General features: G+C 65.8%; 15 protein-coding genes and 1 pseudogene. 2 read left to right on the plus strand and 14 right to left on the minus strand.

Annotated elements, in window-relative coordinates; all coding sequences use genetic code 11:
• Nucleotides 1-76: 76 nt before the first annotated feature.
• Both IY145_RS09925 and IY145_RS09930 read right to left on the minus strand, forming a co-directional pair.
• Nucleotides 77-484, minus strand: coding sequence for a bacteriohemerythrin (locus IY145_RS09925; RefSeq protein WP_196408059.1), 408 nt, complete (start codon nt 482-484; stop codon nt 77-79).
• 219 nt (nt 485-703) lie between these two features.
• Nucleotides 704-1,762 (minus strand): DUF2336 domain-containing protein, encoded by a 1,059-nt coding sequence (locus IY145_RS09930; RefSeq protein WP_196408060.1) that lies wholly within the window; start codon nt 1,760-1,762, stop codon nt 704-706.
• A gap of 183 nt (nt 1,763-1,945) precedes the next feature.
• On the opposite strand from IY145_RS09930, the gene IY145_RS09935 reads away from it, so the two are divergent.
• A complete protein-coding gene (locus tag IY145_RS09935; RefSeq protein ID WP_246721926.1) occupies nt 1,946-2,089 on the plus strand; it encodes a hypothetical protein in 144 nt (47 codons plus the stop codon).
• A gap of 4 nt (nt 2,090-2,093) precedes the next feature.
• Here the strand turns inward: IY145_RS09935 and IY145_RS09940 are convergent, their stop codons facing one another.
• From IY145_RS09940 to epmA, 7 genes and pseudogenes are all read right to left on the minus strand, one after another.
• The gene (locus tag IY145_RS09940; RefSeq protein WP_246721929.1) at nt 2,094-2,606 is read right to left on the minus strand and encodes a CAP domain-containing protein; all 513 of its coding nucleotides are present in this window, start codon (nt 2,604-2,606) and stop codon (nt 2,094-2,096) included.
• Between the two features lie 151 nt (nt 2,607-2,757).
• Nucleotides 2,758-3,561, minus strand: coding sequence for a glycosyltransferase (locus IY145_RS25675; RefSeq protein WP_246722258.1), 804 nt, complete (start codon nt 3,559-3,561; stop codon nt 2,758-2,760).
• 369 nt (nt 3,562-3,930) lie between these two features.
• Nucleotides 3,931-4,062, minus strand: a pseudogene (locus tag IY145_RS25680) (hypothetical protein); the annotation flags it as partial.
• Between the two features lie 105 nt (nt 4,063-4,167).
• The gene (locus IY145_RS09950) at nt 4,168-6,774 is read right to left on the minus strand and encodes a DUF3772 domain-containing protein (protein WP_246721930.1); all 2,607 of its coding nucleotides are present in this window, start codon (nt 6,772-6,774) and stop codon (nt 4,168-4,170) included.
• Between the two features lie 56 nt (nt 6,775-6,830).
• A complete protein-coding gene (locus IY145_RS09955) occupies nt 6,831-7,991 on the minus strand; it encodes a lysine-2,3-aminomutase-like protein (protein WP_196408064.1) in 1,161 nt (386 codons plus the stop codon).
• A gap of 329 nt (nt 7,992-8,320) precedes the next feature.
• On the minus strand, nt 8,321-9,076 hold the full coding sequence (locus tag IY145_RS09960; RefSeq protein WP_196408065.1) for an esterase family protein: 756 nt from the start codon (nt 9,074-9,076) through the stop codon (nt 8,321-8,323).
• A 38-nt stretch (nt 9,077-9,114) separates the two neighbouring features.
• The gene (epmA, locus tag IY145_RS09965) at nt 9,115-10,158 is read right to left on the minus strand and encodes an EF-P lysine aminoacylase EpmA (protein ID WP_196408066.1); all 1,044 of its coding nucleotides are present in this window, start codon (nt 10,156-10,158) and stop codon (nt 9,115-9,117) included.
• Between the two features lie 215 nt (nt 10,159-10,373).
• Here epmA and efp point away from each other — a divergent pair, with 215 nt between their 5' ends.
• The gene (efp, locus tag IY145_RS09970; protein WP_196410485.1) at nt 10,374-10,946 is read left to right on the plus strand and encodes an elongation factor P; all 573 of its coding nucleotides are present in this window, start codon (nt 10,374-10,376) and stop codon (nt 10,944-10,946) included.
• Between the two features lie 186 nt (nt 10,947-11,132).
• Here the strand turns inward: efp and IY145_RS09975 are convergent, their stop codons facing one another.
• From IY145_RS09975 to ccmE, 5 genes are all read right to left on the minus strand, one after another.
• Nucleotides 11,133-11,537, minus strand: a complete 405-nt coding sequence (locus IY145_RS09975; protein ID WP_196408067.1) for a very short patch repair endonuclease — start codon at nt 11,535-11,537, stop codon at nt 11,133-11,135.
• 7 nt (nt 11,538-11,544) lie between these two features.
• Nucleotides 11,545-12,696, minus strand: coding sequence for a DNA cytosine methyltransferase (locus tag IY145_RS09980; protein ID WP_196408068.1), 1,152 nt, complete (start codon nt 12,694-12,696; stop codon nt 11,545-11,547).
• 90 nt (nt 12,697-12,786) lie between these two features.
• The gene (locus IY145_RS09985; RefSeq protein ID WP_312030631.1) at nt 12,787-13,290 is read right to left on the minus strand and encodes a cytochrome c-type biogenesis protein; all 504 of its coding nucleotides are present in this window, start codon (nt 13,288-13,290) and stop codon (nt 12,787-12,789) included.
• Nucleotides 13,291-13,448: 158 nt separating this feature from the next.
• Nucleotides 13,449-15,407 (minus strand): heme lyase CcmF/NrfE family subunit, encoded by a 1,959-nt coding sequence (locus IY145_RS09990; protein WP_196408070.1) that lies wholly within the window; start codon nt 15,405-15,407, stop codon nt 13,449-13,451.
• Nucleotides 15,404-15,856 carry a cytochrome c maturation protein CcmE gene (gene ccmE / locus IY145_RS09995; RefSeq protein ID WP_196408071.1) on the minus strand — a complete coding sequence of 151 codons (453 nt, stop codon included), beginning with the start codon at nt 15,854-15,856 and terminating at the stop codon, nt 15,404-15,406. The genes IY145_RS09990 and ccmE overlap by 4 nt, the downstream gene beginning before the upstream one ends.

The raw sequence follows: 15,856 nt of genomic DNA on the forward strand, positions 1-15,856 counted from the left end.
GGAGCTGTTTCGGGCGGTCTCGTCGCCCCTCGGCGGCCCTCTCCCCGCTGGCGCGGGAAGAGGGGAAGAGGCGCTGTCAGGCCACGCCCTTCTCATTGAGGAAGGAGCCGTAGAGCTTGTCGATCTTCGGAATATGATCCGTCAGCCAGCCGACGAGAAAGGCGGCCGTATCGGCGGTCACTTCGGCCTCGCCGGCGTGGAACTTCTTCTGCAGATCGAGCGCTGTGGCGACGAGCTTGTCGTGCTCGGCCTTGTGGCCGGGGAAGGCCGGATAGCCATAGGCTTCGAAATTCGCCTCTTCCGACGCGAAATGCTCCGCCACATAGTCGATGAGCGCGTCGAGATCGCGGCCGACGGCGGCGCGGTCGCCGCTCGCGACCGAATCGCCCAGAACATTCAGCAGTCTGAAAATTTCCTGATGCTCTATGTCATGCTTGGAGACATTGGTGGCGAATTGCTCGGGCGTCCAGGTGATGAGCGACATGCCTTTTCCTCCATCGAAGACTCATTGGTCCGAAGCGAGCGACACGCAGGAAAATGCGAGAAGACACGCGCCGCGATCGAACGAGGCTCGGCGTAAACGGCGTGCGGACGCGCGTCTTTGATCGGCGTCAATAAAGGACGAATTGCCGCTGCGGCATGATGCGGCCTTAAGGGCCGCGCCAGACGAGAGCGAGCCTTCAGGCTCGCTTCTCGAGCGGCCTCACGCCTGCGCTTTGGCGGCCTGGCTTTTCTGCTTGCGCCGGCGCTTCTGCTCCGCGGCGCCGGGACGTGCGGCGGATGCGGCGGCGGCGCGCTCCTTCTCCTGGCGCAGCGAGCCGGTCATGGCGCCGACGAGCCGTTGCGCGGCGCGCGGCGGCGTCGAGCGCATCAGCGCGACCAGCGAGCGGATACGCTCCACATCCGGCGCGTCGCGTTCCGCGCCGAGGAAAATGCGGATTGCCGTGTCCTCGCCGACGCCGAGCGCGACGAGGGCGAGCGCCAGCGCCTCGCCGCCACGGTCCATGAGAATGGCGCGCGCGCGCGATTTGCGGCAGTCGAGTGCTTCGGCGAGCGCCTCGGCCAGCCCCTCGAAATCGCGGGCGATGGCGCAGGCGTCGATCTCCTCGGCGAGAGCGGGGACGGGCCGCGCGACATGCTCCGGCCCATTGGCGACGAGCGCCCGCGTCGCCGCCTCGAGCAGAATGCGCGAGCGCTCGCCGGAATCGGCGGCCAGGAACAGCGCCTCCGGGTCGAGCGCGAGATCGCCGCGGTCCAGCAATATGCGGGCGAGCCGCAGATCGTCGCGCGCGGCTTGCAACAGGGAGCGCCGCGCCGCCTGATCGAGATGGAGGCGCCGGTTGGCCGCGAGCGCGCAGAGCACCTCGCTCTCGCCGCGTGAGGCGAGGCTCCCGACGATCTTGCGCTCGAGCGAGGAGCGGCGGGCGATGGCGACGGCGAGCTCGGCGGAGCCATGCTCGGCGAGCGCGCGGACGAGCCCGGCATGGATCGCCGGCGCATATTCTATGGCGATGCGCGAGACGCGCCCGCCCTTGTCCAAGAGCTGCGCGACCACGCCGCGCGGCGTATCCGGATGGCGGCACAATTCGAGCGTCCGCTCGGCGACGACATCGGCGTCGAGCATCTCGATGAAGCCGCTGGCGAGCGTCTCGAACTGCTCGACATCGGCCGCCGGATGCAGCGGACGCGCGACGAACTGGTCGACGATCTCGCGGAACAGAGCCGCCTCGGCCTTTCGCCGTTCGCTTTCGCATCGTGGCATTTACGCACCAATCGCAACTTTAATACTCGAACGGCGAATTTAGCGCGCGGACATTGACGCAACATTAACCCTCGGCGGCCCCTAATCGCCGCATCGACCAATCGCGCGATTTACGTGCTTCATTGCGGGGGCGATGAAATGGGCGAACTCATAGCCTTCTCCTCGAGGGCGAGGTCGGCGGCCGTGGCGCCGCCCGTCGTCGGCGAGGCGCAGATACTTTTCTTTCTCGGCGTTCGCTATGTGAGGCCACAAGAGGCGGCGACGAATGCGCCGAGCGACAAGGGCGGGACGACGAGCGGCGGACGCAAGCGCAAACGCCGTGCGTGATTCGTCAGTCGGCCAGAATCAGCGCCCAATAGACCTTGTATTTCGCATTGGGCGCATAGGCCGTCGCGAGCCCCATGCGCGTCGCTTTTTTCATCAACAAATTCTTATTGTGCGGCGGCGACTGCCGCCATCCCGAAAAAGCCTCGGCGAGCGTGTGATAGCCGGCCGAGACATTCTCCGCCGCGCTGACGCTGCGCATGCCGCGCGCGGTGAGGCGCATGTCCAGCGTTCCGCGCACATTATGGTCCAGCGAATTGGCGGCCGCCATCGCATCGGCCTGCGCCTGCGCGGCCTCGCGCAGCGATTCGTCCAGCGCGAGCGTCGAGAGCCCGTTGTTGCGGCGATAGAGCGAGATCATCTCGCGCGCCGCCTCCGCGTCGACGCGCGCGCCGGGCGCTGCGAGCGAGCGATAGAAGCTCGGCTGCTCGGGCTCGCGCGGCAGCCGGCTCCCGTCTGAGCAGGCGGAAAGAAAGAGCAGCGCCATGGCGACGGGGGCGAGGCGGGCAAGTGTGGACATGGTGCTTTCTCCCTCGGCGAGGGTTGAGACAAAGTTAAGCATGGGCGCACCTTGCAGCCGAACGCCCCTTCGCTTCGGGGGCTTTCCAAACGCGTTCTTACCGGACTTTCTCGACGGTATTCGCGTTCGAGGCCTCGACGTCCGGCGCCAGCTAGCGGCCGCCCGACGCCCAATCGACGATCGCTTCGACCCCACGCTCCGCTCGCATGGATATGGCGAAATCTCGCGCCGCGCGCAGATAGCGTTGGTCGCGAAGCTCGGCGAGAGCTTTCGTGGAATTTTTCAGATCATAGTCGGACAGCCTCAGAGCGAAACCAACGCCCAGCCGTTCGATGCGTTTGCCGTGGTCGGGCTGGTCTCCGAAAAAAGGCACGATCAACTGCGGCTTTCCCGCTCGCAAGGCTTGGGCAGTCGTTCCGATGCCACCGTGATGGACGATGCAGGAGGCGAACGGAAAGAGCTCGTCGTGAGGCGCATCGTGGCAGACGAACTCGCTCGGGCCGACCGAAGACGAAAGTCGAGCGGCGTCTTTCGGGCCGGTGAGCAGGATGGCTCGAGCTCCCGAGGCGCGGGCGGCGCTTATGCTGACATCGTAGAAGCCGCCCGACACTTGGGGTGCGAACGAGCCCAAAGTGAAGACGACCGGAGCGTCGCCCGACGAAAGGAAAACTCTCAAAGGCTCGCTGAGCGCGCGTCGACGCTCGTCTCGGGGCGCGTAGAAGGGAAAACCGGGAACCTCCATATTGTCCGGTCCATCTGGTGGAGGCGAGGCGAAGCCGGGTGAGTAGAGACCGTAGATTTTAGATGCGCTGTTCGTCCTGCCGAAGTCGAGAAACAGGTCTTCCCGGCTGCGCGGCAGTCCGACCTTTCTCCGAAAAACGTGCAGACGCTTCAGTCGCAGATTTATGCCGGTTCGTATGAACGATCGCACCAGTTCGTTGTATCTGATCGCCAAGCGCGTCTCGGGTCGCAGGATATATGGCGCCGGAGGGGTGAACGACGGAGCGGCTGCCGACTGGACGTATAGAGGCGCGAGCGCGACCCGCGCGGACGGGAGGCCAGATTTTTCAGCCGCCAGGTTTGCGCCGACGAGAAGGCTGTGCGTGACGATCGCGTCCGCTCCTTCCGCCGCCGTCAAAGTATCGTGATAGGTCTCGGAGAGGAATCGCAGATAAATTTCGTCAAGAATGAAATAGGGATTCTGGAGCATGATCTGGAAAGCGCCCGGTATGTCGACGCCGAGCGCGCCGACGATGTCGTTCTCGTGCGGACGCAAGCGTGTGTATGCGATACCCTCGCGCTCGATCGATCCTCGGTGCATCTCGGGCGCGGCGATCACGACATCGAGACTTCGCTGACGCATCGAGTGGGCAATGGCGATGAATGGATATATATCGCCGAGAGTCCCAAATGTGGCGAGCAATATCCGTTTACGCTTTTCTGTCGAACCATTCATTTCGATACGAAACCCCGATGAATCGTTTGACCTGAAATTCTTGACTATTGGTCGTAGCGCACGGGATTTTTCAGCGCGAGGAGGTCGCAAATTCAGTTGAATTTTTCAGCGTTGCCCGGCGATCACATAATCCCGCTCGTCTTCTCGCGAAAGCGCCGGCGGAGCGAAGGGCTCCAGCCCCATCACCTGCACCACGGCCGGCGCCGGCGCCGGCGGCGAAATTTTGAGGCCCGCCTCGGCGAAGCGGCGATAAATGTCGAAATGCAGATCGCTCTTCACCCGCGTCGCCTGCTCGACATCGTCGACGAAGCACCAGAGCTCGAAGCGAAACGCCGTCTGCTCCATGGAAAGGAACATCACTTGCGGCGCTGGAATGCGCAGCAGCCCGTCCTGCGCCTTGGCGGCGGCGAGGAGAATTTCGCGAATCTCTTCTGGATCGACGCCCGAATGCGGCGCTATGGCGATTTTGATGCGGCCGACGCGATCATTGCGCAACCAATTCTTCACCACGCCGGAAACGAGATTGGAATTGGGCACGATCATCGTGGCGCGGTCGAAAGTCTCGATCTCCGTGGAGCGCACATTGATGCGCTTCACATAGCCCTGCTCCTCGCCCAGCACGACCCAGTCGCCGACGCGGATCGCCCGCTCCCAGAGCAGGATGAGGCCGGAGACGAAATTATTGACGATCGATTGCAGGCCGAAGCCGATGCCGACAGACAGCGCGCCGGCGACGATGGCCAGCCGCTCGAGGCTGAGGCCGAGCTCGGCCAGCGCCACCGAGACGGAGAGCAAGAATCCCGCATAGCCGAGACTGGCGCCGATGGAGTGGCGCAGCCCCATGTCGAGGCGCGTCAGTGGAAGCAGCCGCTGATCGAGCCAGCGGCGCAGCGCCTTGGTCGCCCCATAGGTGAACGCGAAGAGAGCGAGCGCCGTCGCCATTCCGGCGGGCGAGATCGACACTTCGCCGATCTTGAAGCCGGCGTAAGCGGTCTGGAGATTGCCGAAGAAATCGCCCGACTGGAATCCGTAAGGGACGAGCGCGACGAAGAGCGCGAAGGCGTAGAGGCCGAGCGTGGCGACGCCGGTCAGCAGCACGGCGAATTGTCCGAGCGACTCCGGCTGCGCGCCGAAGCCGGAGACGAGCGCGCGGCCGAGCGGCGTCTGCGGCTGGAAGGCGCGCGCGAGGCCGGTCTCGACGAAAGCGAGCAGCAGATAGAGCGCCGCGCCGACAGCCGCGAGCCAGGCGATCTGCAGCACCAGAAAATTGGCGAAAGCCACATAGCCGGCCGCCAGCGCCCCGGTGATGACCGCGATCTCCGCCCAGGCGAGCAGGCGCAGCGCATAGACCCAGTCGCGTCCCTCGAGATCGGCGCCGGGGTCGTTCTCGCGCGTCTCGTGGCGCGTGGCGACCGTGACGACGAGAAAGACGATGGCGATGAACAAGGCGCCTGCGCCGCGCGTCAGCACGATGACCGGCAGGCCCGCCTGCACGAATTCGGCGATCTGCTCCAGCACGCGCGTCGCCGCGGCGACGAAGCCGACGAGCACGGCGAGATAGAGCAGCCGCCGCGCCAGCCGGTCGCCGAAGCCGACCAGCCGCCATTGCGGCAGGCCGGGCGCCAGCAGACCGCGCGCCAGCCCATAGGAGACGGCGACGAAAGTCACCGCCTCCGAGAGCCGCCGGCCGAGCGGCGCGAGAAAGGCGTCCTCGAGCTGGAAGGCGTCGATGGCCAGAGCGATCGCCGCGACGAGGACGACCGGCAACGCCGCCGTCACCAAAGTCGTCGTCAACGCCGCGGTCGTCTTGCGGAATCGGTCCGGCGCTTCGACCGCGGCTTCGCGCTTGGAGAAGCGGCGGGCGAGCAAGGTCGCTGGCGCGGCGAGCAGCAGCACGCCGAAAATCGTCGCCAGAAAACTCGCGAGCTGGCCGTCGCGCAGCCGGGCCGTTACCGCGGCGCCGCGCTGCTCGAGCAGCAGGCCGAAGACTTTCGCGTCAAAGGGCAACTCCTGCAGAGCGGCGCTCCACAGTGCCGGAGAGAACAGCCCGCTCGTGCGCAGGAACAGCGTCTTGGCGAAGAGCGCCCGCTGCCGCGCGCGGATCACGAGCCCGGTCTGCCGCGCCTCGATCGACAGCGCCCGCGCGCGCTTCAGCGTGGCGTCCACTTCATCGTAGAGCTTCTTTTGCTCCGACCATTCGGCGTTGACGCTCGCCGTCGCCAGCGAGCCGCCCTCGACCGCAGGGGCCGGCGCAGGGACGACAGGCGCGGGCCGCGTCTCGGCGGAGGCCTTGGCGATGATCGCCCTGCCATTGGTCGGCGCGCGCGCGCCTTTTCCGGGAGCGACCTCGTCCTTCTTGGGCGGCGCTTCGGCCGGCGCGGGAGGCGGAGCGGCGGGGGCGTCTTTCGTCTCGCTCGCGGGCTTGGCCGGGCCCGAGAGCTCGTCGAGCCGCGCCTGCAAGGCGGCGAGGCGTGGCGTCAGCCGATCGACGACATCCTGAAGCTCGGCCGGCAGAGTGTCGACCCGATCGCGCAGGCTCTTGAGCGTGGCGTCATTGAGCGAGGGATCGGCGAGCGTCTTCTCCACATCCTCGAGCGTCGCCCGCGCGGCGTCGAGCCTCGCATTGAACAGATCGAGCGAGGAGGAGGGCTCCGCGGCGACGGCCGCGCTGGCGAAGAGAAGGACGAGGCAAAGGGCGATAAAACGGCGCAAGGCGAAGCTTTCGTTGACGAGACGAGCCATAGACGCGCAATGAGACGAACAATCCGTCAATCTTGCGGCGACGCCTGACTTTGCTCCCGCTCTCCCGCCGGATAGGGATGCCGCCGCCCGGCGCGGTCGCGGACGAACCAGCCGTTTTTCTCGTCGCCCTCGAGATGCGATTGCTGAAGCGGAACCTTACCGAATCCGCCCGGAATGTCGAGAACGTAAGAGGGAAGCGCAATTCCCGAGACCCGCTGCGCCAGCGCGCCATAGAGCGCCCGCCCTCGCTCGAGCGAAAGGCGGAAATGGCCTGTGCCGGGGGCGAGGTCGGGATGGTGCAGGTAATAGGGCTTGATCTGCGCCGTGACGAGGGCGCGCATCAGCAGCTCCAGCGTGTCGACGTCGTCATTGACGCCGGCGAGCAGCACCGTCTGCGCGAGCGTCGAAATCCCCGCCCTCTGGATGCGGAGGACGGCCTCCCGCGCCGGAGCGGAAAGCTCGCGCGCATGATCGACATGCAGCACCATGAAGACGGCCTTGCCGCTCGCCTTCAGCGCCTCGAGCCGCTCCGCCGTGACGAGGCGCGGCGCGGCGGTCGGCGCGCGCGTATGGATGCGCAGCACGGCGACATGCGGAATGGCCGCGAGCCGCTCGGCCACCGCGCGCAGCCGCCGAGCCGAGAGCGCCAGCGGATCGCCGCCGGTGAGGATGACCTCGAAAATCTCCGGCCGCGCGGCGACATAGGCCAGCGCTCTATCCAGCGCCTCTTCGGAGAGGGAGGCGCCCTTGCCGAGGCCCACCGTCTCGCGGCGGAAGCAGAAGCGGCAATAGACCGGGCACACAGAGAGCAGCTTCAGCAGCACGCGATCGGGATAGCGATGCACGAGGCCTTCCGTCGGGCTGAAGGCGTCGTCGCCGATCGGATCGGCGCGCTCTTCCGGGCGCGTCTCCAACTCGCGCAGATCCGGCAGAAATTGCCGGGCGATCGGGTCCGCGGGGTCGGCGGGATCGATCAGCGCGGCGATCTCCGGCGTGACGGCGACGCTATAGCGCGCCTCGACGGCGCGCAGAGTCTCCGCCCGCGCCGGCTCCAGCAGACCGGCGGCGGCGAGCTCGGCGACGGATTTCGACGTCGTATCATTACGAGCGGAGCGAGGGCCGGCGGGCGGCTCCTGGATCGCTTCGTTGCTCCGCTCCTCGCGATGACGGGCGCTGGATTCGGTCATCCGCCGCTTATAAGGAGGAATCTGCGGGCGGCAATGCCGGCTTCGGCGCGAACAGGCGTTCGATTTTGTCCTGACCCATGCTGTCGAAGTCGACCGGGGTCGTGATCTGGCCGGCCATGCATCCAAGCCGCGAGACCGACCCGGACGGAGACTCGGCCCCACAGATTACTGACCCGAACTGGCCAAATCCTTATTTTCCTCACCCGCCATGGCGCCAATTGGGGCGAGCGGTCCGATCATGTCAAGGCGCGGTGGAGCAGTTTGAATTTCCCTTTTTGACACGAAGCGGTCGTTGATGCTTTCCGAAAGCAGCCCTTCAGCGGAGGCCGTCAGCGATGCAGCTCTGCTGCATTCGCTGGGTCGGGCTCGTTCCTCGTAGAAGGCAGAGCCCATCGCAGCGCATCTGGCAGCGTATGGCTCCATGCTGCGAAATCGTGACCTCCATCGAATTCGACATAACGAGGTTGGTAGCCGTGTCGCAGCAATGCGTCTCGAAATCTCTTCACCGCTTCGATCTGGGAGACTGCCTGCAAAACATCCTCTTTGTGCAGAACGTTTTCCTGCGTCTCTTGAAGACCCACATCCAGGTAAAATTCTGTTTTTGGCTTGGGATCAAGTTTCTCAAAATAATCGATAATCCAACAATCGTTTGACCAGAATGAGCCGGACTGGGCGATCACCTTCGTGAATCGGGACGGATTCATCATAGAGACATAAGCCGCGGCCAAACCGGTATAGCTAAGACCCGCGATCACGCGCTCCTGGGCTTCGTGCGCCCTGAGATAGGCTCTCTCCAGCCACGGGAATAATTCTTCTTCTATGAACTGAGCGAACGGAGGATAGCAGGGGCACTCCACCCACCTGGATGCGGCGCTCTCCATTGAGACAAAGACAAAAAGTGAACTATCAATGTCACCCTTGGAGTTTAGGGCGTCGATGATCGATGTCGCGCCAACACGGTCTCGGTAAAGCTCCGCATCCAGAAACACCGTCACGTTCGTGGCCCTATGCTCCGGCTCACGCACCCATACCGCCCGCTCATTCGCAAGGTGGATGCTCTTTAAAGTGTGCTGTGTTTCTTTCATTTTTTGCTCAGATTCGCAGTCCAGCTGTATGAAAACCGTCAGAGCGGCGTCCCCGTCTCCGCCACAGGCGTCCACAACACTTGCTCGATGCGCTCCGCCCCGCTCGCCAGCATGACGAGCCGATCGAAGCCGAGCGCCACCCCGCTCGCCGGCGGCATATGGGCCAGCGCCGCCAGAAAATCCTCGTCGATCGGATAGCGGTCGCCATAGATGCGGGCGCGCTTTTCCATCTGCTCCGTGAAGCGACGGCGCTGCTCGGCGGGGTCGGTCAGCTCGCCGAAGCCGTTGGCGAGCTCCACCCCGCAGGCGAAAAGCTCGAAGCGCTCGGCGAAACGGGGGTCTTCCGCCTTGGGCCGGGCCAGCGCCGCCTCGCTCGCCGGATAGTCGCAGAGCAGCGTCGCCCGCGCCCGGCCGAGCTGCGGCTCCACCTTCTCGGAGAGAATTTTGCTGAAGAGGTCCGACCAGTCATCGTCCGCCGCGACCCGAATCCCGTCCCGCTCGGCGGCGCGGGCGAGGCCGTCGCGGTCGCCGATCAGCGCGGCGAGGTCTATGCCCGCATAGCGGTCGAAGGCCTCGCGGCAGGAGATCGCCTCCGGCTCCTCATAAGGATCGACGCTCGCGCCCCGATAGGCGAATCGCTCCACGCCCAGGGCCTCGGCGGCGGCGGCGAGCAGGCCGGCGCAATCCTCCATCAGCCGCTCGGGCGGCTCATTCGCCCGATACCACTCCAGCATGGTGAATTCCGGATGGTGCAGGGCGCTGCGCTCGCCATTGCGGAACACGCGGGCGAAGGTGAAGATGCGCTCCTCCCCCGCCGCCAGCAGCTTTTTGCAGGAAAACTCCGGCGATGTATGGAGATAGAGCCGGCTCGCCTCCCCCGCGTCCGAGACCAGATCGACGCCGAAGGCGCTGATATGCGTCTCATTGCCGGGCGAGAGCTGGAGCGCCGCCGTCTCGACCTCGGCAAAGCCCTCGCGGAGGAAAAACTGCCGCAGGGCGGCGGCGATTTTCGCGCGAGCCTTGAGAAATGGCTTGCGATCGGCGTAAACATCCCGGGCCCACCAGGGCGACACTCGCGTCATTCGTCGAGCCGTTCAAAGGTTCGAGGGCGGCGGCCGGGTTCCGCGCATGACGCGCGGATCGAGCCTTCAAGAGCGCTTTCCGCTCGAACGTGACCGTTCGAGCGATCAGAACTCGCTCCACTGCAAATTAGACCCTTTTCCGATCCGTTTCGATCGGAAAAGGGTCTGAGGCGTTCATAGACCCGCCGCGCGCGGCCAGCAATCGAGGATGAAAAATCGTGAAAGTCATCGCCAGTTCGATCCGAAAGGGCAATATCATCGAGAAGGAGGACGGCCATCTCTATGTCGTTCTGAAGGCCGAGAGCTTCTTCCCCGGCAAGGGCACGCCGACGACGCAGATCGACATGCGCCGCCTCGCCGACGGGGTGAAGGTCGCCGACCGCTACAAGACGACAGAGCAGGTCGAGCGCGCCTTCGTCGAGGATCAGGATTTCAGCTATCTCTTCGGCGACGACGACGGCTTCACCTTCATGAACACCGCGACCTATGACCAGGTCATCGTGCCCAAGGATGTGATCGGCGATCAGGCCCAATGGCTGCAGGAGGGCATGGTCTGCATCCTCTCGCTGTTCAATGGCGTGGCGGTCGGAATCCAGCTTCCCGCGCGCGTCACGCTCGAGATCACCGAGACCGAGCCGGCGATGAAGGGCCAGACGGCCTCGTCTTCCTACAAGCCCGCGATCGCCTCCAACGGCGCCCGCGTGATGGTGCCGCCGCACATCCAGGCCGGCACGCGCATCGTCATCCAGACGGAAGACGGCTCTTACGTCGAGCGCGCCAAGGACTGATTCGAGGCCCCCGTCCTCTCGTTCCCCCGATTCGCGGGAGAGGGAGTCTTCGACGTCTCGCGAACCTTTGATGAAGCGCCGAATCTGCGCCCTCTCCCGCGAAGCGGGGGAGGGTCGGGGAGGGGGCTCGAGCGCCCTTCACATTCGGTGATGCGACTCAGTCGTCCACGCACGACCGCCGACTCACTACTCACTCAAAAAGTCCCGCAGCTTCGCTTCCAGCGTCGCGCGGTCCTTCAGCTCGCATTCCCACACGACGAGCGCGCGCCAGCCGAGCGCGGCGAGCCTCTCCTGATGCGCAATGTCGCGGGCGCGATTGCGGGCGATTTTGGCGCGCCAATAATCGGCGTTGGTTTTCGGCTGCCGCGCGCCGCGCGCGCAATCATGCCCATGCCAGAAACAGCCATGCACGAAGATGGCGCGTTTTCTCCCCACATAGGCGATGTCGGGATTGCCGGGCACATCTTTGCGATGCAGCCGGTAATGCGGCGCGAAGCCGCGCAACATCGTGCGCACTGCGATTTCGGGAGAGGTGTTGCGCGACTTTACGGCGCGCATCACGGCGGAGCGTCGGGCGGGGTCTTCGGCCATGGGGGCCTCAGGCGGCGGCTCTGGTGAGGCCGCGCGAAGCTTCGAGCAGCGGCTCGAGAATCTGCGCCGCGAGATGCCGCGCCACGGGCGCGACGACGCCGTCGCCCGTCAGATGATAGGCCTCGTTATAATTGCGCGGCAGCAGGTAATCTTCGGGCAGGCCCATCAGCCGCGCCGTCTCGCGCGCCGAGATCAGCCGCGAGCGCACGCGCCCCTTCTCGACGAGCAACACGAATTGTCGGCTGGAGCCGCCGGTTGGCGTGCGCAGGCAGCCGGCGAGATCGTCGAAACGCGCCTCGGCGCGCTGGATTTTCTCGCCACCCACGCCGTAGCGCGTGCGCCGATAGAGCGCGCCGACCATGCGTCGCCCGGAGGCTTTCGCGGCTTCTACTTTAGCGCGATTGACGTCGCTCATCTTGGCGAGCAACGCTCGAGTCTCCTCGCTCTTGTGCCAGGCGACGCCTTGCGGCGCATCGTCGATGACCTCCGCGAGGCCGATGTTGCGCGCGGCGGGCGCAGCGAGCCGCCACCATATCCATTTTTCGCGCAGCGCGCGCGGCAGGCGCTCATGCGCGGCGGTCAATGCGCGCGTATGCCAGAGCGGAGAGGGCTCCGTCGCCGTCAATTCGGACGATGGCGCGATATCGCCCTGCAGAGCGACGATGAACAGGCGCGGACGCGATTGCGGCACGAAGAGCGCCGCATCTATGACCAGCGCGCCGAAGCGATAGTTCTCGCCGCCGAGCGCGCGGCAGATGGCCGTAAAATCCTCACCGCCATGCGAGGTCAGCGCGCCGCAGACATTCTCCAGAACCAGCAGCGGCGGATGGCGTCCCTCTTTGCGCAGCTTTTTGACGATGTCGAAAAACGGCCAGAAGCTTCCCGAGCGCTCGCCCTTCAACCCCGCGCCGGCGCCGGCGAGCGAGAGATCCTGGCAAGGGAAGGAGGCCCAGACGAGATCGGCGCGGCCGGGCAGATCGGCGGTCGTCACCTTGCGCACATCGCCGGGAAAGAGCTCTTCGCCGCCCCAATTGGCGCGATAGGTCTCGCATTTTTTCAGGTCGAAATCATTGGCGAAGAGGCATCGCCAGCCCGAGCCGAGCCCGGCGCGCGCCATGCCGCCGCCAGCGAAGAATTCGTAATAGCTCGGCTTTTCCATGCGGCGAGTCTAGCGCGATTCGAGGGGCGGCGACATGCCCCCACTCCGGCGCTCCCGCGCTTCGCGGCGGAGGGGGTTAGACTCGGCGCTTCACGGCGGGTTCGCGGAGCCTTTGCCGCTTCCCTCTCCCGCGTCGGCGGAGGAGGCTGTGGGAGGGGGCTCCACCCCGAGCGCCTGCAATTGCGCGCGTTCTTCCTCCGTCAGCGCGAGCGCGCCGGTGCGTCGCCGGTCGCGTCGCACCGCGGCGTAGATCGCCCATGCGCCGCCGAGGAGAGCGATCGCGGGCGCGGCCCAGAGCAGCAGCGTCTCCGGCTTGACGGGCGGACGCAGCAGCACGAAATCGCCGTAGCGCGCAACGACATAGTCGCGCACTTGGGCGTCGCTCGCGCCGTCTTTCAGCCTCTCGCGCACGATGACGCGCAAATCCTTGGCGAGAGGCGCGTCGGAATCGTCGATCGACTGATTCTGGCAGACGAGACAGCGCAATTCGCTGGCGATGGCGCGGGCGCGCGCTTCGAGCTTGGGATCGGCGAGGAGCTCGGAGGGCTCGACGGCGAAGGCGGGGGTAATGCTCGACAGAAGGGCGACGACGATGTGCGCGGCTCCCCTCTCCCGTGCGCGGGAGAGGGTGGCTCGACGAAGTCGAGACGGGTGAGGGCCCGCGCCGAAGCCCTCATTCGCCGCGCATTCGCGTGGCGCCTTCTCCCGCAGGCGGGAGAAGGGGAGAACGGCGAGTTGACGCAACATTCCCATCATTCCGCCGCCTGCGCTTGCGCCGCCGCGCGGGCGCGGGAGGCGACGCCGATGCGCAGACGCCGATCCGCCAGCGAGAGGCCGCCGCCGAGCGCCATCACCACGGCGCCGAGCCAGATCAGCAGCACCAGCGGCTTGTAATAGAGCCGCGCATCCAGCGTTCCGTCCTCATGCTGCTCGCCGAGCGCCGCATAGACCTGTCCGAAGCCGAGCGTGACGATGCCCGCCTCGGTGCGCGCCATGCGCCGCGCTTGATAGAAGCGCTTCGCCGGCTCTATGCGCGCGATCGTCTCGGCGCCTTTGCGCAGCGCCATCACCGCATAGGTCTCCGTGTAATTGGGGCCGGCGCGCGAGGCGATGTCCTCGATCGCGATCTGGTAAGGCCCGACCTCATAGGCGACGCCGGGTTTCATGGCGACGATCTGCTCGACGCCCCAGCCCGTCGCGGCGAGGCCGAGCAGGGTGAGCCCCATGCCGGCATGGGCGACGGCGGTTCCCCAGGCCGAGAGCGGCAGGCCGCGCAAACGCGCGAGCGCATTGCCGAGCGTCGCGCGCTGCGCGATGTCGGTGAAGGCGCCGATGACGAGATAGACGGCGAGACCGGCCGAGACCACAGAGAGGACGGGCGCGCCATAGAGCGCGCCGAAACCCGCCAGCGCGACGACGCCGGCCGCGAAAGCTGCGCGCAGGCGTTGCAGCGCGCCGACGAGATCGCCGCGCTTCCAGGCGAGCATCTGGCCGATCGGCATCAGCAGAATGAGCGGCAAAGCGAACGGAATCAGGACGATATTGTAAAACGGCGCGCCGACTGAGATTTTTAGACCCATCGCGTCTGTCGCCAGCGGATAGAGCGTGCCGAAAACGACGACGAAGCAGACCACCGTCAGCAGCAGATTATTGACGACCAGCGCGCCCTCGCGCGAGATCGGCGCGAAGAGCCCGCCCGTCGGCAATGCGCTCGCGCGCAAGGCGAACAGCGCCAGCGCGCCGCCGATGAAGAAAACGAGAATGGCGAGAATGAACACGCCGCGCTCGGGATCGCTGGCGAAAGCATGCACGGAGGTGAGCACGCCCGATCGCACCAGGAAGGTGCCGAGCAGGGACAGCGAGAAGGCGAGAATGGACAGAAAGATCGTCCAGACTTTGAGCGCTTCGCGCTTCTCCATCACAGCGGCGCAATGCAGCAGCGCCGTGCCGGCGAGCCAGGGCATCAGCGACGCGTTCTCGACCGGATCCCAGAACCAGAAGCCGCCCCAGCCGAGCGTGTAATAGGCCCAATAGGAGCCCATCGCGATGCCGAGCGTGAGGAAGATCCAGGCGGCGAGCGTCCACGGCCGCACGAAGCGCGCCCAGGCGGCGTCGATGCGTCCGCCGATCAGCGCCGCCGCAGCGAAGGAGAAGACGATCGAGAAGCCGACATAGCCGAGATAGAGCAGCGGCGGATGAATGGCGAGGCCGGGGTCTTGCAGAATGGGATTGAGGTCGCGGCCTTGCCACGGCGGATCGGCGACGCGCGCGAAAGGATTGGACGTCAGCAGGATGAAGGCCAGAAAGGCCGCGCCCATCAGCCCCTGCACGGCGAGCGTGTCGGCGCGCAGCAGATCCGGCATGGCGCGCGAGAGCAGGGCGATGGCCGCGCCGCAAGCGGCCAGAACCAGCACCCACAGCAGCATGGAGCCTTCGTGATTGCCCCAGACGCCGGAGATTTTATAGATCATCGGCTTCAGCGAATGCGAATTCTCGATCACATTGACGAGCGAGAAATCCGAGACGACATGCGCGTAAGTGAGCGCGCCATAGGCGAAGGCGACGAGAAGGAATTGCGCGACCGCCACGGGGCGGGCGACGCGCATCAGCGAAACATCGCGCAGACGCGCGCCGGCGAAGGGAAGAATCGCCTGCGCCAGCGCCAGGGCCAGAGCCAGGACGAGCGCGAAATGGCCGGTCTCGACGATCATTTCTTGGCCTCTCCTCCTGCGCCCTGCCACACGCCTTGCTTCTTCAGCGCATCGGCGACCTCGCGCGGCATGTAGCGTTCGTCGTGCTTGGCCAGCACGCTGTCGGCGCGGAAGGCGCCGTCGGCGCCGAGCGTTCCGTCGACGACGACGCCCTGACCCTCGCGGAAGAGATCGGGCAGCAGGCCCTTGTAGCTCACGCGCAGATCGGCGGTCTTGTCGGTGACGGTGAAGGCGACATTGCGATCCTCGCCGCGCGCGACCGTGCCTTCTTTCACCAGGCCGCCGATGCGCAGCCTGGCTCCCGGCGAGACATGCTTTTGCGCGAGCTCGGCGGGCGAATAGAAAAACACGATATTGTCGCGCAGCGCGAACAGCACGAGGCCGACGGCCGCCGCCAGAACCGCGAGCGCGCCGGAGATGAGCGCGAGCCTCTTGCCCTTGCGAGTCAT

It is taken from the genome of Methylosinus sp. H3A, from assembly GCF_015709455.1.
Lineage (GTDB): Bacteria > Pseudomonadota > Alphaproteobacteria > Rhizobiales > Beijerinckiaceae > Methylosinus.

Excerpts from the sequence above, each read along its gene's own strand:
- IY145_RS09980 (WP_196408068.1), bottom strand. The coding sequence starts at position 12,696 with ATGGAAAAGCCGAGCTATTACGAATTCTTCGCTGGCGGCGGCATGGCG.
- IY145_RS09975 (WP_196408067.1), bottom strand. The coding sequence starts at position 11,537 with ATGGCCGAAGACCCCGCCCGACGCTCCGCCGTGATGCGCGCCGTAAAG.
- epmA (WP_196408066.1), bottom strand. The coding sequence starts at position 10,158 with ATGACGCGAGTGTCGCCCTGGTGGGCCCGGGATGTTTACGCCGATCGC.
- IY145_RS09940 (WP_246721929.1), bottom strand. The coding sequence starts at position 2,606 with ATGTCCACACTTGCCCGCCTCGCCCCCGTCGCCATGGCGCTGCTCTTT.
- IY145_RS09960 (WP_196408065.1), bottom strand. The coding sequence starts at position 9,076 with ATGAAAGAAACACAGCACACTTTAAAGAGCATCCACCTTGCGAATGAG.
- IY145_RS09990 (WP_196408070.1), bottom strand. The coding sequence starts at position 15,407 with ATGATCGTCGAGACCGGCCATTTCGCGCTCGTCCTGGCTCTGGCCCTG.
- ccmE (WP_196408071.1), bottom strand. The coding sequence starts at position 15,856 with ATGACTCGCAAGGGCAAGAGGCTCGCGCTCATCTCCGGCGCGCTCGCG.
- IY145_RS09930 (WP_196408060.1), bottom strand. The coding sequence starts at position 1,762 with ATGCCACGATGCGAAAGCGAACGGCGAAAGGCCGAGGCGGCTCTGTTC.
- IY145_RS09925 (WP_196408059.1), bottom strand. The coding sequence starts at position 484 with ATGTCGCTCATCACCTGGACGCCCGAGCAATTCGCCACCAATGTCTCC.
- IY145_RS09955 (WP_196408064.1), bottom strand. The coding sequence starts at position 7,991 with ATGACCGAATCCAGCGCCCGTCATCGCGAGGAGCGGAGCAACGAAGCG.